Origin of the sequence: Streptomyces cacaoi (assembly GCF_006539165.1) — a bacterium.
Lineage (GTDB): Bacteria > Actinomycetota > Actinomycetes > Streptomycetales > Streptomycetaceae > Streptomyces > Streptomyces cacaoi.
In genome coordinates this window covers 299,181-321,638 of record NZ_BJMM01000003.1, presented here as the reverse complement: position 1 = coordinate 321,638, position 22,458 = coordinate 299,181, and the positions used below count along the sequence as shown (strand labels likewise).

At 73.0% G+C, this 22,458-nt stretch carries 24 protein-coding genes; 11 read left to right on the top strand and 13 right to left on the bottom strand.

Annotated elements, in window-relative coordinates; translation table 11 throughout:
- The first annotated feature begins 428 nt into the window (after positions 1-428).
- A complete protein-coding gene (locus tag SCA03_RS04745) occupies positions 429-1,205 on the top strand; it encodes an HAD family hydrolase (RefSeq protein WP_063764586.1) in 777 nt (258 codons plus the stop codon).
- Positions 1,206-1,670: 465 nt separating this feature from the next.
- On the top strand, positions 1,671-2,612 hold the full coding sequence (locus SCA03_RS04735; protein ID WP_086814860.1) for an SDR family oxidoreductase: 942 nt from the start codon (positions 1,671-1,673) through the stop codon (positions 2,610-2,612).
- Positions 2,613-2,672: 60 nt separating this feature from the next.
- Here SCA03_RS04735 and SCA03_RS04730 read toward each other — a convergent pair whose 3' ends face one another.
- From SCA03_RS04730 to SCA03_RS04720, 3 genes are all read right to left on the bottom strand, one after another.
- Positions 2,673-3,515: a DAK2 domain-containing protein gene (locus SCA03_RS04730; RefSeq protein WP_086814859.1), complete on the bottom strand. Its 843-nt coding sequence runs from the start codon at positions 3,513-3,515 to the stop codon at positions 2,673-2,675.
- A 22-nt stretch (positions 3,516-3,537) separates the two neighbouring features.
- A complete protein-coding gene (locus SCA03_RS04725) occupies positions 3,538-4,536 on the bottom strand; it encodes a dihydroxyacetone kinase subunit DhaK (protein WP_030885059.1) in 999 nt (332 codons plus the stop codon).
- 210 nt (positions 4,537-4,746) lie between these two features.
- Positions 4,747-5,691, bottom strand: coding sequence for a GntR family transcriptional regulator (locus SCA03_RS04720; protein ID WP_030885056.1), 945 nt, complete (start codon positions 5,689-5,691; stop codon positions 4,747-4,749).
- A gap of 174 nt (positions 5,692-5,865) precedes the next feature.
- Between SCA03_RS04720 and SCA03_RS04715 the strand changes: the two genes are divergently transcribed.
- Positions 5,866-7,173 carry an aspartate aminotransferase family protein gene (locus SCA03_RS04715; RefSeq protein ID WP_030878419.1) on the top strand — a complete coding sequence of 436 codons (1,308 nt, stop codon included), beginning with the start codon at positions 5,866-5,868 and terminating at the stop codon, positions 7,171-7,173.
- A gap of 132 nt (positions 7,174-7,305) precedes the next feature.
- On the opposite strand, the gene SCA03_RS04710 is transcribed toward SCA03_RS04715, so the two are convergent.
- Positions 7,306-8,031, bottom strand: coding sequence for an SDR family oxidoreductase (locus tag SCA03_RS04710; RefSeq protein WP_030878422.1), 726 nt, complete (start codon positions 8,029-8,031; stop codon positions 7,306-7,308).
- Between the two features lie 62 nt (positions 8,032-8,093).
- Here SCA03_RS04710 and SCA03_RS04705 point away from each other — a divergent pair, with 62 nt between their 5' ends.
- Positions 8,094-8,486, top strand: a complete 393-nt coding sequence (locus SCA03_RS04705) for a MerR family transcriptional regulator (RefSeq protein WP_086814858.1) — start codon at positions 8,094-8,096, stop codon at positions 8,484-8,486.
- Positions 8,487-8,680: 194 nt separating this feature from the next.
- Here SCA03_RS04705 and SCA03_RS04700 read toward each other — a convergent pair whose 3' ends face one another.
- Both SCA03_RS04700 and SCA03_RS04695 read right to left on the bottom strand, forming a co-directional pair.
- Entirely contained in the window at positions 8,681-9,634 is a 954-nt protein-coding gene (locus SCA03_RS04700) for an aldo/keto reductase (protein WP_086814857.1), read from the bottom strand.
- Between the two features lie 181 nt (positions 9,635-9,815).
- Entirely contained in the window at positions 9,816-10,367 is a 552-nt protein-coding gene (locus SCA03_RS04695; protein WP_201453794.1) for a sugar O-acetyltransferase, read from the bottom strand.
- A 90-nt stretch (positions 10,368-10,457) separates the two neighbouring features.
- Between SCA03_RS04695 and SCA03_RS04690 the strand changes: the two genes are divergently transcribed.
- Positions 10,458-11,387, top strand: coding sequence for a LysR family transcriptional regulator (locus SCA03_RS04690; protein ID WP_030885038.1), 930 nt, complete (start codon positions 10,458-10,460; stop codon positions 11,385-11,387).
- Between the two features lie 104 nt (positions 11,388-11,491).
- Here SCA03_RS04690 and SCA03_RS04685 read toward each other — a convergent pair whose 3' ends face one another.
- Entirely contained in the window at positions 11,492-12,079 is a 588-nt protein-coding gene (locus SCA03_RS04685; protein WP_141275217.1) for an LURP-one-related/scramblase family protein, read from the bottom strand.
- 188 nt (positions 12,080-12,267) lie between these two features.
- Here SCA03_RS04685 and SCA03_RS04680 point away from each other — a divergent pair, with 188 nt between their 5' ends.
- A complete protein-coding gene (locus tag SCA03_RS04680) occupies positions 12,268-13,053 on the top strand; it encodes a thioesterase II family protein (protein WP_051845911.1) in 786 nt (261 codons plus the stop codon).
- Between the two features lie 45 nt (positions 13,054-13,098).
- On the opposite strand, the gene SCA03_RS04675 is transcribed toward SCA03_RS04680, so the two are convergent.
- The 3 genes from SCA03_RS04675 to SCA03_RS04665 form a co-directional block, all read right to left on the bottom strand.
- On the bottom strand, positions 13,099-13,554 hold the full coding sequence (locus SCA03_RS04675; RefSeq protein ID WP_086814856.1) for an SRPBCC family protein: 456 nt from the start codon (positions 13,552-13,554) through the stop codon (positions 13,099-13,101).
- 57 nt (positions 13,555-13,611) lie between these two features.
- A complete protein-coding gene (locus SCA03_RS04670) occupies positions 13,612-14,493 on the bottom strand; it encodes an AraC family transcriptional regulator (RefSeq protein ID WP_030885027.1) in 882 nt (293 codons plus the stop codon).
- 64 nt (positions 14,494-14,557) lie between these two features.
- The gene (locus SCA03_RS04665) at positions 14,558-14,965 is read right to left on the bottom strand and encodes a MerR family transcriptional regulator (RefSeq protein ID WP_030878446.1); all 408 of its coding nucleotides are present in this window, start codon (positions 14,963-14,965) and stop codon (positions 14,558-14,560) included.
- Positions 14,966-15,349: 384 nt separating this feature from the next.
- Here SCA03_RS04665 and SCA03_RS04660 point away from each other — a divergent pair, with 384 nt between their 5' ends.
- On the top strand, positions 15,350-16,852 hold the full coding sequence (locus SCA03_RS04660; protein ID WP_030885021.1) for a SulP family inorganic anion transporter: 1,503 nt from the start codon (positions 15,350-15,352) through the stop codon (positions 16,850-16,852).
- Positions 16,853-16,989: 137 nt separating this feature from the next.
- Here SCA03_RS04660 and SCA03_RS04655 read toward each other — a convergent pair whose 3' ends face one another.
- Positions 16,990-17,292: a helix-turn-helix transcriptional regulator gene (locus tag SCA03_RS04655; RefSeq protein ID WP_030885019.1), complete on the bottom strand. Its 303-nt coding sequence runs from the start codon at positions 17,290-17,292 to the stop codon at positions 16,990-16,992.
- Positions 17,293-17,358: 66 nt separating this feature from the next.
- Between SCA03_RS04655 and map the strand changes: the two genes are divergently transcribed.
- The 3 genes from map (at position 17,359) to SCA03_RS04640 (ending at position 19,695) form a co-directional block, all read left to right on the top strand.
- Positions 17,359-18,141, top strand: a complete 783-nt coding sequence (map, locus tag SCA03_RS04650) for a type I methionyl aminopeptidase (protein ID WP_030885016.1) — start codon at positions 17,359-17,361, stop codon at positions 18,139-18,141.
- 187 nt (positions 18,142-18,328) lie between these two features.
- On the top strand, positions 18,329-19,141 hold the full coding sequence (locus SCA03_RS04645) for an MBL fold metallo-hydrolase (RefSeq protein WP_086814855.1): 813 nt from the start codon (positions 18,329-18,331) through the stop codon (positions 19,139-19,141).
- On the top strand, positions 19,138-19,695 hold the full coding sequence (locus SCA03_RS04640) for a putative immunity protein (RefSeq protein WP_086814854.1): 558 nt from the start codon (positions 19,138-19,140) through the stop codon (positions 19,693-19,695). Before SCA03_RS04645 ends, SCA03_RS04640 begins: the two co-directional genes overlap by 4 nt.
- A 6-nt stretch (positions 19,696-19,701) precedes the next feature.
- On the opposite strand, the gene SCA03_RS04635 is transcribed toward SCA03_RS04640, so the two are convergent.
- A complete protein-coding gene (locus SCA03_RS04635; protein WP_086814853.1) occupies positions 19,702-20,361 on the bottom strand; it encodes a TetR/AcrR family transcriptional regulator in 660 nt (219 codons plus the stop codon).
- A gap of 281 nt (positions 20,362-20,642) precedes the next feature.
- Between SCA03_RS04635 and SCA03_RS04630 the strand changes: the two genes are divergently transcribed.
- Positions 20,643-21,713 (top strand): serine hydrolase domain-containing protein, encoded by a 1,071-nt coding sequence (locus tag SCA03_RS04630; RefSeq protein ID WP_086814861.1) that lies wholly within the window; start codon positions 20,643-20,645, stop codon positions 21,711-21,713.
- Between the two features lie 56 nt (positions 21,714-21,769).
- On the opposite strand, the gene SCA03_RS04625 is transcribed toward SCA03_RS04630, so the two are convergent.
- Entirely contained in the window at positions 21,770-22,411 is a 642-nt protein-coding gene (locus tag SCA03_RS04625) for a carbonic anhydrase (protein WP_141275216.1), read from the bottom strand.
- Positions 22,412-22,458 lie beyond the last annotated feature (47 nt).

Here is a 22,458-nt window from a genome sequence, read left to right as displayed (position 1 = left end):
GACCGGTGAACTGATGACGCATCAGGCGGGCCGAGGGGTATTCACCTCTCGCGGAAGACTCCGGGCCCACCCTGCGGACCGGGGCTGAGCTGCTGCTCGGCGCGGAGAAGCGGACGGAGTTCCGGCGCTCGGGCCGTTGGCGCGCCGGGTTTACCGCGTTTTTCCGCCGACCGGTACGGCCATAGCGCCGGTCTCCGCTGTTTTCAATAAGCACACAATAACCCTGCCCACAGGCGCCTTGACGAGTTACTGACACCTCTGCGACGTTTATCGAGTTACCGCCCAGAGCGAGTACACAGAAGCGTCCGGATGCATTCCGTAGAACGCCGATCGCTCCTCGGGCGGCTCTTTTATCCCCCAGTGTGGCGCCCTCGTGCGCCCACATTTCGGCACAGGCATCAGCGGGTTCTTCCGGAACGGAGAGCGACATGGCAGCACCCGGCATTCTTTCCTGGACTCCGGCGGCCGTGGTTTTCGACTGCGACGGCACACTCATGGACACGGAGCGGCACTGGCAGGACGCGCGCTCCCTCGTCCTGGAGGAGTTCGGGCTCGCCGCCGGCCCGGGCTTCGCGGAACGGGCGAAGGGCATGCACTACACCGAGTGCGCGCGGCTCATGGCCGACGAGGCGGGACGTCCGGACCTGACCGCCGAGATGACCGAGCGGCTCCTCGCCCACTTCACCCAGCTGGTGTCGGAGGACCCGGTGACCATGCCGGGCGCGGTCGAACTGGTCCACGGCGTGGGGAGGTTCGCACCGCTCACCGTCGCCAGCAACTGCCCGTTCGAGATCGTCGAGTCCTGTCTGCGCACGGCGGACCTGCTCGACTGCTTCGAGCACATCGTCGTTCCCGGCGACGGGGTCAGGCCCAAGCCGCACCCGGACCCGTATCTCACCGCGGCGCGGCTGTGCGGGGTGGCGCCCGCCGAGGCGCTGGCCGTCGAGGACTCGGAGGCCGGCATCAGGTCCGCCGTCGGCGCCGGGCTGCGGGTACTCGGCGTCGGCCCCTCCCCCAGCGCCGAGGCGGCCTCCCTGGCGGACCTGTGGGTGTCCTCGCTGGCCGAACCGAGCGTGCGCGGCTGGGCGGGTGACCGGATGCCGAGGCAACGGCCGGGCAGCAACGGCCGCGCGGCACGGACCGCACGCCGCCGGGACGCGGCGGCCGGCACGTCGGGCGACGACGCGGACGCCGACGGTCCGTGACGTCGGCGGGCCGCGGCACCGACGGTCCGCGGCACCGGCCGTGACGCCGTGACGCCGGCGATCCATGGCACCGGAGGTTCGCGACGGTGCCGGTCGGCGCCGTCCGCTGTAGGTCGGCGCCGTCCCGGTGTCGTCCGGTGCCGCCGGGTGAGGTGACGGCCGGTATCGGGACGCGCCGCCCCGGCCGGGGGGCGCAGCCGGGGGCGCAGCCGGGGGCGCAGCCGGGGGCGCAGCCGGGGGCGCAGCCGGGGGGGCCGGGGGGGGCGGTGGCCCCAGGGTCGGCGCAGCCCTGGCCGGGGGGCGGCGGACCGGCCGAACGTGGGGGACGCGGCGGGCCCCGGCGCGCCGTCGGCCCTTCGGCGGCCGGTCCGCCGGGGACGCGGGCGGCGGTCAGGCCGTCCCCGCCGACGGCGCACCCGTCCGGGCCGCCCGCCGCCGCACCCACCGGCCAACGAAAGGTCTGCCATGAGCAACGACGTGGACGTGACGGATGACGGCACGGGCGGCGGTTCGGGGAAGGTCGTCCTGGTCACCGGGGCGTCCAGCGGTATCGGTGCGCTGTCCGTGCGGGCGCTGGCCCGTGCGGGGCACCGGGTGTACGCGGGCATGCGGCGGACCGCGACCCGGAACGCGGCCGCGGTGGCCGATCTGACGCGCTACGCCGCCGAGCACCGGGTCGAGGCGCACGCCGTCGAGCTGGACGTGACCTCGCAGGAGTCCGTCGACGCGGCGGTCGACCGGATCCTCGCCGAGCACGGCCGGCTGGATGTGGTCGTGCACAACGCCGGGCACATGGTCCTGGGCGCTGCCGAGGCGTTCACCACCGCACAGCTCGCGGACCTGTACGACGTGAACGTCCTGGGCACCCAGCGGGTCAACCGCGCGGTCCTGCCGACGTTGCGTGCGCAGGGCTCGGGGCTGCTGCTCTGGATCGGCAGCTCCAGCACCCGCGGCGGCTGCCCGCCGTTCCTGGGCCCGTACTTCGCCGCCAAGGCCGCGATGGACGCCCTGGCCGTCAGCTATGCGGCCGAGGTGCTCCCGTTCGGCATCGACACCGCGATCGTGGTGCCCGGGGCGTTCACCTCCGGCACCCACCACTTCGCCCACGCGGGCGCCCCCGCCGACACCGACCGTGCGGCGGCCTACGACCGGCGGCACCGGCCCTCGGCGGACGAGCTGAGCGAGCGTCTGGCCGCGCTCGTCCCCGCGGGCGCCGATGTGGCCGAGGTCGCCGAAGCCGTCGCACGGCTCGTCGCGATGGAGCACGGCACCCGGCCGCTGCGCACCCATGTGGACCCCAGCAGGGACGGCAGCGAAGTCGTCTCCGCCGTGGCCGACCGTGTCCGCGCCGACTTCTTCCGCCGTATCGGCCTGGAGGAGCTGCTCACCGCCGGCAGCTCCCTGTGACGCCTCGTCGGGAGCGTGCGCGCCGCCTCGGCGGCCCGGCCGGCTCCTCGACGGCCGCGCTCAGCCGCCGCCCGGGCCGCCGCCGCTTCCGGACGCCTCCAGATACGGGGCCAGGCTCGTGACGGTGCCGCCCGCGGAGGCGAACAGCAGGCCGATCCCGACCGCGCCCGGGTCCGGGACGCCGGAGGCGCGCTCGCCCACATAGCTGGCCCGCCCGCGCCGGGCGCGCAGATCCGCGGTGCTGCGGACGCCCTGCCAGGCGGCGTCCGCTGCGACCGCGAGGGCGTTCGCCGGGCCGACGGATTCCTCGGCTGAGGCCAACGCCTCACATGCCGGGGCCAGCCCGTCGACGAGCGTCTTGTCCCCGGGAACCGCCTCGCCGACCCGCTGGATCGCCGCCAGCCCGGCCCGCGCGCCCCGCGCCAGCGCCGGGACGGTCAGCCGGTGCCCGGCCTCCTCGGCGGCCTGCGCCAGATCCTGGAGCAGCAGCCCGAACAGCGGACCGCTCGTGCCGCCGACCTCGTCGAGGAACGCGGTGGCGACGGCCCGCAGCGCCGGGACGTCATCTCCGGCGTCCCCGGCGTCCCTGGCCTCCCTGGCCTCCCTGGCCTCCCCGGCGTCCCTCGCGCCCCCGGTACTCCCGGCGTCCCCGGAGCCTCCGGCGGTCCCGGGGCTCCCGCCCCCGCCGGTGGCACCGGCGGCATCGAGACCCCCGGCAGCGGTGCCGCCCGCCGGTGCCGGCTCCAGAGCGCTCAGCGCCGCCTTCAGGCCGGCGTCGAGATTGGTGCCGAAGTCGCCGTCCCCGGCTTCCTGGTCGAGCGCCGTCAGCTCGGGCTCGGTCGCGGACACGGATGCGGCGAACCGTCGCATCCACTGCTCGGCGAAGGATCCGCTGTCGTCCATACGGCCGTCTCCCGTCTGCCGGTCACCGGGACCACGCCGGGGTGTGCGCCGGCGCGTCGTACAGGTCGAGCGTGGCCCCGTCCGCCTCCAGCAGGGTCACGGAGAACCCGCGCATGTCCAGCGCGGTGACGTAGTCGCCGGCCAGGGCCCGCTCGGTGGCCACCCCGTGCGCGTCGAGCACCCGGGTCACATCCCGCAGCGCCGCGTACAGCTCCAGCCGGGTCGCCGCGCCCAGCCCGTTCACCAGGAGGACGACGGAGGCCCCGCGGCGCAGCCCCAGCGCGCGGACGAGCGTCTCGGTCATCTCCCGCACCAGCTCGTCGGCCGTGCCGCGCTGCACGGTGCGGCCCGAGCGCTCCCCGTGGATGCCCACGCCGTACTCCAGCTCGTCCTCGCGCAGCGTGAAGGCGGGCAGCCCCGTCGCCGGCGCGGTGTGTGCCGCCGAGGCCACCGAGAGCGTGCGGGAGCGGCCCACCAGGTCGGCGCCCAGCTCGGCCAGCTCCTGCCGGCCGAGCCCGGTGTCGGCGGCGGCACCGAGCAGCTTCTCCACCAGGACGGTGGCGCCCGTGCCGCGGCGGCCCGCGGCGATCTCGGCGGAGTCGGACGCCACGTCGTCGTCGATCAGCACCGTCGAGCAGGGCAGCTGTTCGTGTGCCAGGCGTTCCGCCGCGATACCGAAGTTGATCCGGTCCCCCGTGTAGTTCTTCACCAGGTGGACGACGCCGTCCTCGCGGGCGACGGCCCGGGACGCCTCGAAGACCTGCCGGTTGTGCGGCGAGGAGAAGATCCTGCCCGGGCAGGCGGCGTCCAGCATGCCCGCGCCGACGAAGCCCACGTGCAGCGGCTCGTGCCCGCTCCCTCCGCCCGACACCAGGCCGACCCGCCGCGCCGGAGCACTGTGCCGGGCCGTGAGGAAGCCGTGCTCGCGCACATGCTCGACCGTGTCCGGATGGGCCCGCGCGAAGCCCTCCAAGGCGTCGGTGACCAGGGACTCCAGGGAGTTTCCGAAGGGCAGGGTCATACGGCCTCCCAGATCTCCCGGCCGCCCCCGCGGGGGCGGACCCCGTCTGCCGTCCGATCTCCCGACGAGTGTCGGTCACCGCCGGGAGGCGCACAACTCACGGGCGGGCGGACGGTGGACCGGGAGCCGTACGCGGCCCCGTCCCGTCCGGTGACCGGGCGGGACGCCGGGCCGCAGGCGCCGGGCCGGGGCGGGCCGGGGCGGGAAGGGCTACCGGTGCGCGGTGCGCGGCCGGGCGGCACGCAGATCGCGTACGAGGTCGTCCACCATCCGCAGCGAGGCGGCGTCCAGGACGTTGCCGAACTCGATCACCGGGACGCGGCCCGCGAGCCGCCGCTTCAGCTCGGGCGTCTCGCTGGGCACCACCACCAGGTCGACGCCGGCGAGGTCCGCGTCCGCCGTCCCGTGCAGCACCTCGGTGTTGGTGACCCCGGCCTGGGTGAGGGAGTCGCGGATGCTCACCGCCTGGTCGTCGGTCGAGTACCACAGCCCCACCGTGCGGTTCTTCGGCACCCGCGCGATCCGCAGCAGCGTTTGGATGTGCGGCGCGACGACGATCGCGACCACGTCCGTCGCGGGGCCGCGCAGCAGGCCGCGCACCTCGGCCAGGTGGAAGAAGGTCGTCAGGACCAGCTCGGGGTGTACCCCGGCCGGCTCGAAGTCGCCGAGGACGAGCGGCTCGACGGGGAGGCCCAGATGGGCGGCCAGCTCCTCGGAGAAGTAGGCGGCGCGGTCGGCGTTGCACTCGACGAAGGCGATCCTCGGGAAGTCGTCCGCCGTTCCCGCCGTGAGGTCGGCGATCAGCTCCCGGATCCGGGCGGGTGCCAGCCCGAGCCCGGCGCACTCGCGTACGGCGGTCTCCAGAATCGCGCGGGCCCGGTCCCGGACGGCGGACGCCGAGCGGGCCCGTTCGCCTCCGACCACGACCATGCCGTGGCGGCCCCGGGCCTCGACGAGCCCCTGGTCGCGCAGTTCGCGGTAGGCGTGCGCCACGGTGTTGCGGTTGATGCGCAGATTGTCCGCGAGCAGACGGGAGCCGGGCAGCCGCTCGCCGTCGCGCAGTTGCCCGGTTTCGATCATGAGCGTGAGCTGCATGACGATCTGTCGATAGATCGGCACATCCGAGTGCTGACTGACGCTGACGTCGGTGACCATGGCCCCCTGCCTCCCTGTTGTGGCCCGCACATTAGCGCATTCCAGTAGGCCGAATATCCGCAGGCCAGGGGTTTTCCGGGGCTTTCTGGCACAGTCGGCTGTGCCATAGACTCCCGGCGACGCGTCCGCCGTCGCCGACCGGTGACGCCGGGCCGTCCGGACGGAGGAGGCCCTGTGAGCACGGAAACCTTTTGGGACGATGTCGACCGCCATCTGATCCGGTACGGCGCCGGGTTCACCCCGCGGATCATCGAAAGCGCCGCCGGGACCCGCGTCCACGACAGCACCGGAGCGGCGATCCTCGACTTCACCTCCGGGCAGATGAGCGCCGTCCTCGGGCACGCGCACCCGGACATCGTCCGGGCCGTCTCCGGCTCGGTGGCCTCGCTCGACCATCTCTTCAGCGGCATGCTGAGCCGCCCGGTCGTCGACCTCGCCAAGCGGCTCGCCGGCACGCTGCCCCCGGAGTTGAGCAAGACGCTCCTGGTGACCACCGGAGCCGAGTCCAACGAAGCCGCCGTCAAGATGGCGAAGCTGTACACGGGCAAGTACGAGATCGTCTCCTTCGACCGCTCCTGGCACGGCATGACCTCCGGGGCGGCCGCGGCGACGTTCTCGGCCGGGCGTCGCGGCTACGGCCCGGTGCTGCCCGGAAACCTCACCCTGCCGACGCCCAACGGCTACCGTTCGCCGTTCCGGCACGCCGACGGCTCCTACGACTGGGAGGCCGAACTCCGGTACGGCTTCGGCCTCGTGGACCAGCAGTCGACGGGCTCCCTCGCCGCCTGTCTCGTCGAACCGATCCTCTCGTCGGGCGGGATCATCGACCTGCCGCCCGGCTACCTTGCCCTCCTGAAGGAACTGTGTGCCGAGCGCGGCATGCTCCTCGTCCTCGACGAGGCACAGACCGGGCTCGGCAGGACGGGCCACATGTACGCCTTCGAGCGCGACGGCGTCGCCCCCGACATCCTCACCCTCTCCAAGACGCTCGGCGCCGGGCTGCCGGTCGCGGCCGTGGTGACCGGCGCCGAGATCGAGGAGGTCTGCCGGGAGCGCGGATTCCTCTTCTTCACCACCCATGTCTCCGACCCCCTGGCCGCGACGGTCGCGCTGACCGTCCTCGACGTCATCGAACGCGACGGACTCGTCGCACGCGCGGCCGAACTGGGACACCAGCTCACGGCCCGGCTGCTGGGCCTGCGCGAGGAGTACGAGGTCGTGGGTGACGTACGGGGCCGCGGCCTGCTCCAGGGCATCGAGCTGGTGACCGACAAGGAGAGCAAGGCCCCGGCCGACGCGCTCGGCCAGGCCGTCACCGCGGCCTGCCTGGAGCGCGGCCTGCACCTCAACATCGTCCAACTCCCCGGCATGGGCGGCATATTCCGCATCGCCCCGCCCCTCACGACGAGCGACGACGAGCTCCACACCGGCGTCGACATCCTGGAAGCCTCCCTCAAGGCCGTCCTGGCCGACCGCCCCTGAACAGCGGCCCCCGGCAGGCGGATCGACGCGGCGTACGGCCCGGCAAGGGTGTGGCGACGGTGCGCTTGAGGGGCGGTACGCGCCGGGGACGGCGGGTGCGGGCGTCCACGTCCGTCCCCGGCCGGTACCGGCTCACGGCCGGGCGGCGGCGGGCGCGGCCAACTGCGGATACAGCAGGGCCGGGTCCTCGCCCAGCCGGGACTTCCACCGGGCCGTCCGCCCGTCGGCCAGCACTTCGAGGGAACCGGCCTCCAGGCCGTCCAGCGCCGCCCGGGCGATCACATCGGGGTCCGCCTTCTCGTCTTCGATGGCGGCCATCATGTCGGTGTCGACGCTCGCCATGGCCAGCGCCGTGACCTGAGTGCCCTGATCAGCGAGTTCGTACCGGATGCCGTTGGTCAGCGCCCAGGCGGCGGCCTTGGACGCCCCATAGCTGTTGGAGTGCTCGTACGCCATCCACGCCATGACCGACAGCACGTTCAGCACGGCACCGCCGCCGTGGGCGCTCAGCACCGGCGCGAAGGCCCGCACCATGCGCAGGGTGCCGAAGAAGTTCGTCTCCATCTCCCGCCGGATGTCCTCCTCCGCGCCGTCGGTGAGCCGGGCGAAGGTCGACACCCCCGCGTTGTTGACGAGCAGCGTCGTGTCGTCGGCCACGGCCGCGGCCCGGGTCACGGACGCGTCATCGGTGACGTCCAGCCTCAGCGGGACGACACCGGGCATCTCGGGGACGGTCTCCGGTCGGCGAGCGGCCGCGTAGACCTTGGTGACGCCCCGGCGCCGCAACTCGGTGACGAAGCTGTGCCCGATACCCCGGTTCGCGCCTGTGACCAGCGCGATCTCCTGTCGTATGTCCATGCCCGCTACGCTAAAACCTCACGCCGACGTGAGGGTCAAGCGCGGGAAGGGGAAACGAGGCGATGAAGATCGGAGAGCTGGCTCAGCGGGCCGGCGTGAGCGTGCGCGCGCTGCGCTACTACGAGGAACAGGGACTGCTCGCGCCGGAGCGCACCCCCTCGGGGCAGCGCCGCTACACCGAGGAGACCGTCGAAGTCGTACGCCTGTTCCAGCAGTTCTACGCGGCCGGCCTCAGCAGCCGCGCCATCGCGACCTTGCTGCCCTGCGTGAACAACGGGCGCACCACCGCCACCCAGCGCCGCATGCTGCGCGCCGAACGCGACCGCCTCGCGGACAGGGTCGAGGAGATGACCCACACGCTGCGCCGGCTCGACCAGCTCATCACGGCCGCCGACACCCGCGACGGGACGGCTCACGGCCATGCGACGAACACCGCGAGCAGCACGGACGCCTGAACGTTCGCGCAGGCAGGGCGCGGTGGTTCACGGTCGGCGGTCCGGGTGTCGGTCCCCGCGCCGGGGCGGCCGCCTGCCGACTCGGGCCACGCACGGTGCTGTTCGTGTCGGCGGGGCCGAAGAAGGCGTCGCTGACGGTGGCTCGCGCTCGCGGCGGCGGGCGGGCCGGTGGATGGCGTGGTGCCAGGCCCCGGTCAGGACGAGGCGGTCGTCAACGTCTGCAACTCGGTGTCCGACAGATGCAGGTCCTGCGCGGCGAAGAGCGCCGGCAGCTGCTCGACGGTGCGTGCGGAGGCGATCAGCGCGGTCACGGTCGGCTGTTGCGCGAGCCAGGCCAGCGCCACCGTGGCCATCTCCACCCCGCGTGCCGTCGCGATCTGCTCCAACGCGTCGAGCACCCGCACGCCGCGTTCGGTGTTTGCGTAGCCACCGGCGAGTCCGGGCACGTTGCGCTCGCTGTCCACGCTCTGTCCGGGGCGGTACTTGCCGGTGAGGAAGCCGGAGGCCAGTGCGAAGTACGGAACGCAGGCCAGCCCTTCACGCTGCACGATCTCCCGCCGCGGGCCCTCGTAGGTATCGCGTGAGACGAGGTTGTACTGCGGCTGGAGAGCCACGTAGCGGGCCAGCCCTTCGCGGTCGGAGAAGGCCAGCGATGCGGAGAGCCGTTCGGGGCTGATGTTGGAGGCGGCGATGGCACGCACCTTGCCGGCCTTCACGAGGTCGTCGAGCGCCGTGACGATCTCGTCCACGGGGAGGGACTCGTCCCGGTCGAAATGGGTGTAGTAGAGGTCGATGTGGTCGGTACGCAGTCGCCGCAAGGACGCGTCGGCAGCGGCCTTGATGGTGGCGGGCGCAAGGCCCAGGTAATCGGGGTGGTCACCGACCTTCGTCGCGACGACCACGTCGTCGCGGTTCCGGCGGGTGGCGAGCCAGTCGCCGATGATGCGCTCGGACTGTCCCGGCTCGTTGCCGGCGAAGTAGTTCATGTAGGAGTCGGAGGTGTCGATGAAGTTGCCGCCGCCGGCACGGTAGGCGTCGAGCACCGCGAGCGACTGGGTCTTGTCGGCTGTCCAGCCGAAGACGTTGCCGCCCAGGCAGAGGGGGGAGACGAGGAGATCGGACGAGCCGAGGGCGCGGAGTTCGGTCATGCCAGGACCAACGTGCGTTCGCTTACCGGTAGTTTCTGCGCTCTCCGCGCGTCTGCTCCAGCGGGCGGTGGAGGCGTACCGCGACGGGGCCGCGGTGAGCCCTCCCCCTGCCGGTCGGTCAGCCGGAGCGGACGAGGCATCAGGGGCGCACGGGTGCCGCGCACCCGGCCGGCGGCCGGGCTCAGTCGATCGTCTTGATCACCCGGGCGGGCACTCCCGCGACCACGGTGGCGGCAGGGACATCACGGGTGACCACCGCGCCGGCGGCGACCACCGCACCGGCACCGATGGTCACCCCCTGCGTGATCACCGCGGCCGTCCCGATCCAGACGTCGTCCTCGATGACGACCGGGGCGAAGGAGAGGTACTCGCGGCGCTCGGCCAGGGGCAGAGGATGTCCCCCGGTGATGAGGCTGACCTTCGGGGCGATCATGACGCCGTTGCCGATACGGATGCCTCCCTTGTCCATGAAGGTGCATCCCTGGTTGACGAAGACGTTCTCCCCGAACGTCGTGTTCAGTCCGTACTCGGTGAAGAACGGCGGATAGATCGTCACCGACGCGGGGAGCGGGCCACCGAACACAACGGAAAGTAGTTCCGCGCGGCCTTCGCTGTCGCTGAACGGCAGCACGTTCAGCCGGGACGTCGCGTCGGTCACCTCCGCGATGCGCTCCGCATGACGGGTGAACTCCGGCGACTGGACATGTATGACCTGCTCGGTGCGGGTGGACATGCGCTGATCCCACCACCGTGCGGAACACTCGATCAAACAACCCCGCACCACACCGGAAACAACCCGTGGTTGTAGACGTAGGGTGGAGGCGTGGATGTCGAAGCGCTGCGGACGTTCGTGGCCGTCGCACGGAACGGCCAGTTCCAGGCTGCGGCCGACGAGTTGGGGATCAGCCAGCAGGCGGTCTCCAAGCGGATCGCGGCCCTGGAGAGGCACGTCGAGGCCACGCTTCTGGTACGCGCCGCCCGGGGCTCCCGGCTGAGCCCGGACGGGCAGGTCCTCCTGCCGCACGCCAAGAAGGTCCTGGCGGCCGTCGAGCAGGCCGAGCAGGCCGTACGCCCCGGCAGCCGTCCGTTGCGCATCGACGTCCTCAATCGGCGCATCTCCCCCGCCCAGGCCGTCTACCGGTTCTACCGCTCCCACCCCGAAATGAACCTGGACACGGTCACGTTGAGCAAGGAGAACGCGGCCCAGGCCGCCGAGGCGGTGCTCGAAGGGAGCGTCGACGCGTCCTTCCGTGCCCTGCCGGCAGATCGGGTCCCGGCCGGGCTCAGTGCCGAACGGCTTCTGGACTCACCGATGGAGCTCCTGGTCGGCCCCGGCCACCCGCTGGCCGACGCGCCCCGGGTCAGCCCTGCGGACCTGGTCGGCCACCGCATCTGGATCCCCGGGATCAGGCCGGGCACGGAGTGGGCGGAGTTCTACCAGGAGATGTCCGAGGTCTTCGGTCTGAGCATCGACGCGCTCGGACCGCACTTCGGTGACGAGGCCCTGATGGACGCGCTGGCCGACTCGGCCTCGCTGGCCACCCTCGTCGGCAGCGGGGACCGGTACCTGTGGCCCCGGAACCACGACCTACGGCGCATCCCGTTGCACGACCCGACCCCGGTCTACCCGCACGCGCTGCTGTTCCGCAGCGGGGACCTGCACCCCGTGCTGACCGCGCTGCGCGACCATCTGCGTGCCACAGGACCGCGCGTTCCGCCCGACGTGTGGGTACCGGACTGGGCGGACCGCTGAGCAGCCGCGCCGAAGGAACAGCCGGGTCCCGGAAGCGGACGACCCGGCCGAGAGCCGCCGGACGCCGCAGGTGCGAGCGCGCCGGGACGCCGCCGGCCGGCCCCTCAGCCCCGCTGCCGGGCCTCCATCGTCACCGCCAGCGCGAAGAGCAGCCGCCGGTCCACGGCGTCCTCCCGCACGGTCAGGCGGTACCAGTCGTCGAACACCTTGGGCTTGTCGATGCTGAACACCGGCTCGCCGTCGCGGACGAAGTCGAAGTGGTACTTCACCAGGGCCCCGGCGATCTCACCGGCCGTGTCGAAGAGCGTCAGCAGCCGCCGGGCCCGCGCCGTCCGGACGCTGCGCTCGGCGCCGGTGAGCCGGCCGAGCCCGGGCTGCTCGAACTCCCACGTCGTGCGCCCGACCGACTTCTTCGGCAGCAGCCCGAACGAGCCCAGCAACCGCCCTTCGTCGTCGAACACTTCGTAGCCGGTGAGGGCGGCGAGCCAACCCCGGGAGCTCTCCCGGACGGTCGCCAGCTTCTGGCTGCGCCGGTCGTCGGCGAAGAGGTCCAGCTCGTCGGACATCTTCAGCTGCTTCTCCGCGTAGCCGAGCGGCTCGCCCGGTCTCCCCTTGCCGTCGTCCGCGGAGATCCGGTACTTGCGCTTGGGGCCGAGCGAGGTCTTGCGCACGTGGTAAAGGGAAGTCGGCACGCCGCACAGAATATCCCGCCTTGTGGTGACACCGGGCCCGGGAAGCACATGCCGTCGGCGCACGTCCGGGCGGCAACCGCCGTGCCCCGGACGGGACTTGCCCGGCACCGGGAACCGGGGTGCCGTTCCGGCGGATCACCGGCCGGGGCAGAGTAGGGGCGACGCCACCCGCTCCCAGGAGGGAATCCATGCAGCACCTGCCGGCCGTCCCGTACGGCACCTGGTTCCGCCGCTACCGCGCTCGACAGGCCCCGGAACGCAGACTCGTGTGCTTTCCCCACGCCGGTGGCTCCGCCAGCTTCTACCGGAACTGGCCGCACCATCTGCCGGCCGCCACCGAGCTGTTGGCGGTGCGCTACCCCGGCAGAGAGGACCGGTTCGACGAGCCGTACGCCACCCGGCTGACGGATGTCGCCGACGAGATCGGCACCGAACTCGCCGGGCTGCCCCCGCTGCCCGTGACCCTCTTCGGCCACAGCATGGGCGCGGCCATCGCCTACGAGGTGGCTGCCCGGCTCGAACACCGCCATGGCCTCGTTCCGCAGGTGCTGGTGGTGTCCGGGCGGCGGGCACCGCATCTGCCCCGGAACCGGGAGACGGTCCATCTGTGGAGCGACGACGACGTGGTGGCCGAGGTGCACCGGCTCGGCGGCGTCGGAGCGGACGTCCTGACCCACCCCGAACTGCGCGCCCTGTTCCTGCCGATGCTCCGCGCCGACTACCGCCTGATCGACACCTACCGGCCGGAGCCCCACCCTCCGCTCTCCGCTCCGCTGACGGCGCTGTCCGGCACCGACGATCCGTCCTGCCCCGTCGAGGACGCCCGCGGGTGGTCGCGTGTGACCACGGGAGCCTTCGCCCTGCACGCCCTGCCCGGCGACCACTTCTTCCTCATCCCCGCGGAGGCGGAGGTGGCCCGCCTGACCGCCCACGCCCACCGGCACACCGGCACCGCACAGCCCCCCGCCCGGTGAGCGCCGCCCCCGGACGGGCCCGCGCTCCGTGGTGCCGGCGCTGCTTCACCCCGCAGGTGCGCGGTCGTCCGCTGCGGCGGCGTAGGCGGCCAGGCCGTCGGCCATCCGCTGCATGAAGCGGGTCAGGTACCGGCTCCAGAGGGGCCCGGTGAGGCGCCACTTGGGCGTGAAGTCGGCCGTCCAGCTGATGGTGGTGCCGCCCTGTGGCGCCGGGGCGAGTTCGACCGTCCCGCGGTAGGAGCGGAACGGCCCGCCCACGTTCTCGTAGCCGAGCCGCTGGTCGGGAACCAGTTCGACGACGCGTTCCCGGGAGACGGCCCGGCCGGTGCGGAACAGCCGTGTGTCGCCGACGCGTTGCGGCTCTCCGGGGTCACCCCCGCCTTCGAGCGCGGCGGTGTCGATCGGTGACCACGCGGGCCAGGTCGCCGCGCGGACGAGCGCGGCGAAGACGGCGGCGGGCCGGGCAGGCGAGTGTGCGCAGACGGCGTAGTGGTACGGCATGCCGCCACGCTAGGGCGACGGGGCCGGGCGGGGCGATGCGCGCGATTGCGCACCTGGTTACGCGTTCTTGCGGTACGCCGACGGCCGGACCCCGACGTGCGCCAGGAACGCCGAGGACAGGCTCGCCGGTCCGGCGAAGCCGCAGCGGGCCGCGATCTGCGCGACGGTCAGACCGGTGTCGGCGAGCAGCTGCCGTGCCCGCTCGATCCGCAGCCGGGTGAGGTACCGGTGCGGTGTCTCGCCGGTGGCCGCGCGGAAGACGCGGACGAAGTGGTAGACGCTGAGGTGCACTTCGGCCGCGATGTCGGCGAGCGTCAGCGGCTCGGCGAGGCGCTCTCGCATGAGGGCGACGCCGTCCCGGACGGCCCGGTGCTCGGGTCCCGGCAGCCGGGTGTCCCGGCCGCGCGCCAGCAGGTGTGTGGCGAGGAAGGCGGCGGCGGATTCCGCGTACAGGTCGTCGGCGTCCGCTGCGGCCGGGAGCGTGCGCATGAGCTGTTCGACGAGCGGGTCGCCCGACGCCAGTGCGGCCCGGAGCGCTTCGAAGTCCGGTGCGGAGCCGCCGAGTTCGGCTGCGGTCCGCGCGACGGTACCGCTGGGGATGTGCACCTGGACGGTGTGCAGCGTGGACTCGGCCCGGTAGCTGCGCTCGGTCGCCCGGCCGGGGAGCACGAGTTCGAGCCGGCCCGGTGTCCACCGTCGCCGCGCGGTCCGGCCGCCGTCGCGGGTCCGCATCTCCGTCTGCCCGGCCGTGCAGAGCACGAGGTGCAGATCCGAGGCAGCGGGCAGCGGCAGGGACTCCGCCTCCCGGGCGTGGGTGAAGCGCTGTACGAGCATCGAGCGCCAGCCCGCGTCCTCCCAGCTGCAGTAGGTGCGGTGCACGAACTCGCCGGTGTCGAGGCCCGCGTACGGTGCCAGGTCGAAGTCGGACGAGGCGAACATCCCGCCACTGTACGTGGGGGCGCCCGCCGGTCTCCGGCCCCCGGACCGGGGCGGGAGCGGAGGATCAGGTTCCGGCCCCGTCGTCGCCGAGACGGGAGCGGAGGGTCGCGGCGAAGTCCTCGGCGCGGGACAGCTGTACCCGCAGTTCCTCGATCTTGGCGGCGGCCCGGGTCTCGAAGCCGCGCACGGTCTCCAGCAGGGCGTCCCGTTCGTCCCCGGTGAGCCCGGCGGAGGTGTCCAAGGCGTCGGTGGCGGCCAGCAGTTCGCGCATCTCGTCCAGGGAGAAGCCGAGCGGCTTCATCCGGCGGATGACCATCAGCCGTTCGACGTCCCGTTCGGTGTACAGCCGGAAGCCGCCCTGGGAGCGGGCGGAGGGGACGACCAGGCCCGCCTCCTCGTAGTGGCGGATGGTGCGCAGGGACAGCTCCGTCCGTGCGGCGACCTCGCCGATCTGCATGTGTGTGCCGTCCACGTCTGTGCCCTTCCGGCCCCGTCCGCTGTGCGGGCCGCGCACGGCCCCGTCGATCCCTACCCTAACGTTAGGGTAGGGTTTCACCGACAGTGCAGGTCACGGTCAGCCGTCCCCCGGCGGATTCCGGGCGGACGAGGCTGCCCGGGAGCAGACCCCGTCCGGCAGGAGAGAGCGTGCGCGAGCCCAGGTCGCCCCGCGCCGCCGCCTGCCCGCCGTAGCCTCCGCTTCCCCTTCGGGGAGCCGCGCTCCGCCGCCGCTCCCCGACGACCCATCGGTTCCGGCCCGGCACCAGGGCCGTCGGCGGGTGCCGTCCGGCAGCGCCGTCCCTTCCCGCACGTCCGGGCCATCGCCGGGGCGTGCCCGAGTACGACAGGTTCTGAGTTGTTGTCTTCCGCCACATCCGCACTCGCGCGGCTGCGTTCGGCCGGGCGCCCGGTCTGGCTGTCCTCCCCGAAGGTCGCCAGGACCGAGGTGCTGGCCGGGCTGGTCGTCGGCCTCGCCCTGATCCCCGAGGCGATCTCCTTCTCGGTGATCGCCGGCGTCGATCCGGCCGTGGGCCTGTACGCGGCCTGCGTCATGGCCATGGTCATCGCCTTCGTGGGCGGCCGTCCCGCCATGATCTCCGCGTCCACCGGCGCCGTCGCCCTGGTCGTCGCGCCCGTCGCCCGCCAGCACGGCCTCGGTCATCTGCTCGCCACCGTCGTCCTGGCGGGGATCTTCCAGATCGTCCTGGGCTCCCTCGGTGTGGCCAAGCTGATGCGGTTCGTACCCCGCTCGGTGATGGTCGGGTTCGTCAACGCGCTGGGCATCCTGCTGTTCACCGCCCAGATCCCCAATCTGCGCGATGTGCCCTGGCCGGTCTATCCGCTGGTGGCGGCCGGGCTGGGCCTGATGCTGCTCTTCCCGAAGATCACCAAGGCGGTTCCGGCCCCGCTGGTCTCCATCGTGGTGCTCACCGTGATCACGGTGGCCGCCGGGATCGCCGTCCCCACCGTCGGGGACAAGGGCGAGCTGCCCTCGCGCCTTCCCGTGCCGGGGCTGCCGGATGTGCCCTTCACGCCGCACACGCTCACCGTCATCGCCCCCTACGCGCTGGCGATGGCCCTGGTGGGCCTGATGGAGTCGATGATGACCGCGAAGCTCGTCGACGAACTCACCGACACCCGCTCGGGCAAGACCCGGGAGTGCGTCGGCCAGGGCATCGCCAACATCACCGCGGGCTTCTTCGGCGGCATGGGCGGCTGCGCGATGATCGGCCAGACGATGATCAACGTCAAGAACGGGGCCAGGACCCGGCTGTCCACCTTCCTGGCCGGGTTCTTCCTGCTCATCCTGTGCATCGTCCTGGGCCCGGTCGTCTCCGAGATCCCGATGGCCGCTCTCGTCGCCGTCATGGTGCTGGTCGCCGTCGGCACCTTCGACTGGCACTCGGTGCGGCCCGCCACCCTCAAGCGCATGCCGATCGGGGAGACGACCGTCATGGCGGTCACCGTCGTCGTGGTCGTCGCCACCGACAACCTGTCCATCGGCGTCATCACCGGCTCGGTCACCGCCATGGTCGTCTTCGCCCGGCGGGTGGCCCGGCTCGCCCGTGTCACCTCGGTCACCGACCCGGAGGGGACCCAGGTCGTCTACGCCGTCACCGGTGAGCTGTTCTTCGCCTCCACCAACGACCTCGTGTCCCAGTTCGACTACGCGGGCGACCCGGGCCATGTCGTCATCGACCTGTCCGAGGCCCACATCTGGGACGCCTCGTCCGTCGCCGCCCTCGACGCCATCGAGACCAAGTACGCACAGCGTGGCAAGACGGTGGAGATCACCGGGCTCAACGACGCCAGCGCCCGTCTGCACGGTCGGCTCAGCGGCGAACTCACGGCCGGACACTGAGCCCGCGGGGCCGGAAGGTCCTCACGCCGCCGTGGGACGCGGTGCCGACGGGGCCGGGGTCGTGCCGGGCGCGTACCCAGGACCGTCCGGCGCGTACCGGCGCCGGCCGGTGCCACGGCGGCGGGGGGAGGCGGAATCTACGAGACCAGCTGCTGCCGTGCGCCGTGGGCGGAACCGGTCCGCCCGGCGCTCCGGCCGGCCCCGCTGATCTCGGACCACACCGCGTCGAGCGAGAGGCCGAGGACATCGGCGATCGCCGCGATGGTCGGGAAGGCCGGGGTGGCCACCCGGCCCGACTCGATCTTTCGGAGGGTCTCCGGGGAGACCTGTGCGGCGAGTGCGACATCGAGCATCGAACGCTCTCCCCTGGCCCTGCGTAGGAGGGCACCGAGGCGCTGTCCGCGTTCGACCTCTTCGGGGGTGAGCGGCAACCTGACCATGGGTCCGATTCTAGTACCGGTATAGTATTGCCGGTATTGTTATTGGGAGCACGAGAAGGACGCGCCGTGATCGAGATCCTCAACCCCACGCAGCTGAGCCGAGCGAAGGGCTCGGGCGCCCTGGTCGCCCACATCCTGCACACGCTCAAGGGCCGCAGCACGATCGGTACGAACCTGCTGGACATCGACCGGTGGGCGAAGGAGATGATCGTCGAGGCGGGGGCGGAGTCCTGCTACGTCGACTACGCGCCCTCCTTCGGACGCGGCCCGTTCGGCCACTACATCTGCACCGCCGTCAACGACGCCGTGCTCCACGGCCGGCCCCGCGACTACGCGCTGGCCGACGGCGATCTGCTGACCCTCGATCTCGCCGTCTCCAAGGACGGGGTCGCCGCCGACGCGGCGATCAGCTTCACCGTGGGCGAGACCGTGTCGCCGGAGGACGCCCGGATGATCGACACGACCGAGCGCGCGCTGGCCGCGGGGATCGCCGCGGCCGTGCCCGGTGCCCGGGTCGGCGACATCTCCCACGCCATCGGCACGGTCCTCGACGAGGCGGGCTACCCGGTCAACACCCAGTTCGGGGGCCACGGCATCGGCTCGACGATGCACCAGGACCCGCACGTGGCCAACACCGGCCGGCCCGGCCGCGGATACAAGCTGCGCCCCGGGCTGCTGCTGGCGCTGGAGCCGTGGATCATGGCGGACACCGCCACGCTCGTCACCGACGCCGACGGGTGGACGCTCCGCAGCGCCACGGGCTGCCGGACGGCGCACAGCGAGCACACGATCGCCATCACCGACGACGGAGCCGAGATCCTCACCCTGCCGCAGCAGACCGGGCGGTGAGGCACCGCGCCCCACCACACTGCCGGGGCCCCGCTTCGGGGGCCTTCCGGGGCGTGCGGAGCCTCCGATTCCGCGAGCGGGGGACGCGCACCGGGCGCGAGGCGGCCGTCCCCGTCGGCGGAAGTCCCCTCGCAGGCAGGGGATTCGGGGGCGCGGCACGCCCGGTCGAACGCTAGAGTTTACCGTCATGCGGCTCACCGTTCTCGGCGGCTGCGGGGCATGGCCCACCGCGGCCCAGGCATGCAGCGGCTACCTCGTCGAGTACGCGGGCTTCCGCCTGCTCATCGACCCCGGATACGCCACGCTGCCACAGCTGTTCGTCCACCACCCGGCGGACGCCGTCGACGCCGTACTGCTCAGCCACGGCCACCCCGACCACTGCGCCGACCTCAACCCGCTGCTGCGCGCCCGCGGCCTCGCCGGAACACCGCCTCCCCCGCTCCCGGTGTACGCACCGCACGGAGCGGCCGACGCCGTGCTCGCGCTCGACGGGCGGCACATGCTCGCCGGGACGTACGACCTGCGGGAGTTCCGGCCCGGCGACCGGTTCACCCTCGGCCCCTTCCGGGTCGGCACCCGGCTCCTGCCGCACTTCGTGCCCAACGCCGGGATCCGGCTGACCACACCGGAGGGCGTGCTCGCCTACACCGGCGACACCGGCCCCAGCCCGGACATCCCGCGCCTCGCCCGGGACGCCGATCTGCTGCTGTCGGAGGCCACCCACGTCCACGAGGTGCCGGCCGCCGACGCACCGTACCTGCTGACGGCCCGGCTGGCCGGGCAGTACGCGAGCCGGGCCGGCGCCGCCCGGCTGCTGCTCACCCACCTGTGGCCGGGGACGGATCCGCGGGCGGCACGGGAGGCGGCCGCCGACGCCTGTACCGCCCCGCTCGACGTCGCCGCCCCGGGTCTCGTCGTCCAGCTCGGCTCCGGCGCCGGAGCAGCGGCCCCGGGCCGGGACGGCGCTCCCGCCGACCGTAAGGGAGGGTCGCGCCCATGACCGCCTCCGTGTCCGGTGACTTCGAGCTGACCATGGACGAACTCCGCGTCGTGGCCCGCTATGCGGCCGAGGCGGCGCGCGGGATCCTCCCCGTGTTCGAGGAGGCACACCCCGAGGATCCCCGGCCGCGCGCGGCACTCGACGCCGCCTTCGAGTTCGCCGACGGCGCGCGGCGGACCAGGCTCCAGCGTGTCACCTCGCTGGACGCGCACCGGGCGGCACGGGACGCCTCGACCGAGGCCGCACGGCTCGCCGCGCGTGCCGCCGGGGACGCCGCGTCCGCCGCCTACCTCCATCCCCTCGCCAAGGCCCACCAGGTGGGACACATCCTGCGCGCCTCGGCAAGTGCGGCGCGCACGGCGGAAATCCTGGCGGGGGAAGCGCCCGGAGCCGGCGAGGAGTCGATCGAGCGGGAGCGGCGGCGTGCCGTACCGGCCCTGGTGGATGTCCTGCGCCGCTACCCGCCGGCCCCGGCGGGCGGGAACCGCGTGGCCCGTCTGATGTCGGCCCTGGACGCCGCGCTGCGCGCGTCCGGTGGGGACACCTCCGGCTGAGGCGCCTCAGCGGGCCCGTACATCCGCCTCGATCCGGTCCAGATGGGCGGCGAGGATCTCCTCGAACGCGGCACGCCGGTCCGCGCCGAGCGGGCGGACGTCGCGGGCGAAGTGGGCGAGGGCGGGGAAGCGTTCGGGGTCGGCGCCGAGCACCGTGACGCGGAACAGTTCCATGCCCTGCTCGCGCTCCTCGGGGGCGACGGTGCCGACCCCGGCTTCGGCGGCGACCAACGCGGCGATGAGGACGGCGATCCGGTGGTAGCGCGCGGGGATCTCCTCGTCGGGCAGCCCCGACGCGCGCAGCGCCTGCAACACCTCTTCCACGACCAGCCGGGAACCGGCGCCGCCCGACGCGTACCGCCCCCAGACGGCGGCGAGTTGGGGCTGCCGGCCGAAGACCTCCCGCACCCGCAGGGCCAGCTGTGTGATGCGCTGCTTCCAGTCGCCCTCGGGGCGGTGACCGTCCATCGCCGCCAGGAGGACCCGGTCCGCGACCGCGCGCAGCAGTTCGGTCTTGCTGCGGAAGTGCCGGTAGAGGCTGGAGGAATCGGTCCCGAGGACCGCGGCCAGCTTGCGCACACTGAACGTGTCCGCCTCGCCGGTACGCAGCAACTCCGCCGCCGCGTCCAGGATCTCGTCGGTCGACCAACGCCTTCGGCCTGCCATCGTGCTCCTCTCGCCGATCCCACCCTACCTGTGCACTTGGCGTTGCACGCACCGCGTGCATAATGAGGGCACAGGTGCTCCGACGGGCCAACGCCCCGTATGCACCGGGCAGTTCAGGACCCCACCGGACCTCCCCGTCCGGGAAGGGCGGCCGATGCGGAGCGCACACCGGGGGAAGCGAGAGGACGGACGACGTGACGCACGACGTGCAGGACGACACGAGGAACCCACTGGACACCGCGGCGCTGGAGGCGGCCGTCGAGAACGTCCACCGCGCCGGGATGCCGGGCGTGTTCGCCGAGGTACGGGACGGCGCCCACCGCTGGCGCGGCGCCGCCGGGGTCGCGGATCTCGACACCGGCCGCCCCGTCACCGCCGGCCTGCGGCACCGCGTCGGCAGCGTCACCAAGACGTTCACGGCAGCGGCCGTTCTCCAGCAGGTCGACAGCGGCGTGATCGGCCTCGACGCACCGGTCGGCCGGTACCTTCCACGGCTGCTCCCCGGGGAGCGCGGGGCCGCCGTCACCGTCCGGATGCTGCTCAACCACACCAGCGGCCTCGCCGAGTACCTGCCGTACGCCTACCCCTCCCTCAGGGCGTTCCCCGTCCTCGCCGACACCCGGCCCGACAGCCTGGAGGACCTGCGGTTCACCCGGTTCGACCCCGTCGAACTGATCGAAATGGGCGTCGCCGCACCCGCCGTCGGCACCCCGGGCGGCACTCCGGGCGTCTACTCCAACACCAACTACCTGCTCCTCGGCCGGCTCCTGGAGCAGGTGACCGGCACCACGGCCGAGCGGTACATCACCCGGAACGTCATCGAGCGCGCCGGGCTCCGGGACACCGGGTTCCCCTCCGGGCCGACCGTCGAAGGGCCGCACTCCCGGCTCTACGAGGCGTGGTTCGGCATGATCGACCCGCCGCGCGACCACAGCGTCCACGACATGTCCTGGGTCGGCCCCGCGGCCTCGCTGATATCGACCGTCGCGGACCTCAACCGCTTCTACGGCAAGCTGCTGGCCGGGGAGATCGTCGGCCCCTCGTCGCTGGCGCAGATGCAGCGCACCGTCCCCGTCGTCTCCCACGAGGGACGGACCCTCGCCTACGGCCTCGGCCTGCACCCGATGGAAGGGGCGTCGTCCACGGAGCCGGGGCAGGGCACGTTCTGGGGCCACGGCGGCACCGTCTGGGGCGGCGGAACGCTGGCCATGACCCGTGCCGACGGCCGGCGGCAGATGGCCGTCGCCGTCAACACCCAGAGGTGGAACAGGCTCGACTCCTCCGGCAGGCCGCTCCCCCATCCCCTCGACGACGCGGTCGCGGCCCTGTACCGCGTCGCGATGCACGGCTGACCGGCCGGGCGGACGGCGCCGCCCCGCACGGCCGGTCCCGCCCGGCTACGCCGGTGTCACTGCTCCACGTCGGCGGCGACGTCCAGGCCCCGGGCGGTGACCACCCGGGCCGTGCCGTCCACCAGCCGGTACGACAGCCCCACCACCGCCACACGTCCGGCCTCGACCGCGTCCGCCAGGACGCGGGAGCGCTCCATCAGCAGATCGACGGTGTGCCGGATGTGCTCGGCGATGAAGTCCTCGTCCCGGGTACGCCCGGCGGCGCGCGCGGCCAGCACACTCGGGGTCACCCGCTCGATCACCTCCCGCACATAGCCGCCCGCCGCCGCGCCGTCCTCGACGGCGGACCGGGTGGCGGCGACGGCGCCGCACGCGTCGTGGCCGAGCACCACGACCAGCGGCGCACCGAGCACGCTCACCCCGTACTCGATGCTGCCCAGCACCTCGGGCCCCTGGACGTGCCCGGCGGTGCGGACGACGAACAGGTCGCCGAGCCCGCGGTCGAAGATGATCTCGGCGGCGAGCCGGGAGTCGGAGCAGCCGAACAGCACGGCGAACGGGCTCTGCGACGGGACGACCTCGGCCCGGCGGGCGGCGTCCTGGTTGGGGTGCTGGGGCGCACCGCCGACGAACCGCTGGTTGCCGGCCAGCAGCGTGTCGAAGGCTTCACGCGGCGTGGGTGTCTGTGCTTCGGCCATGCCAGCAGCTTACGACCGCCCGAGCCACCCGACCCCGCCAGGTCCGC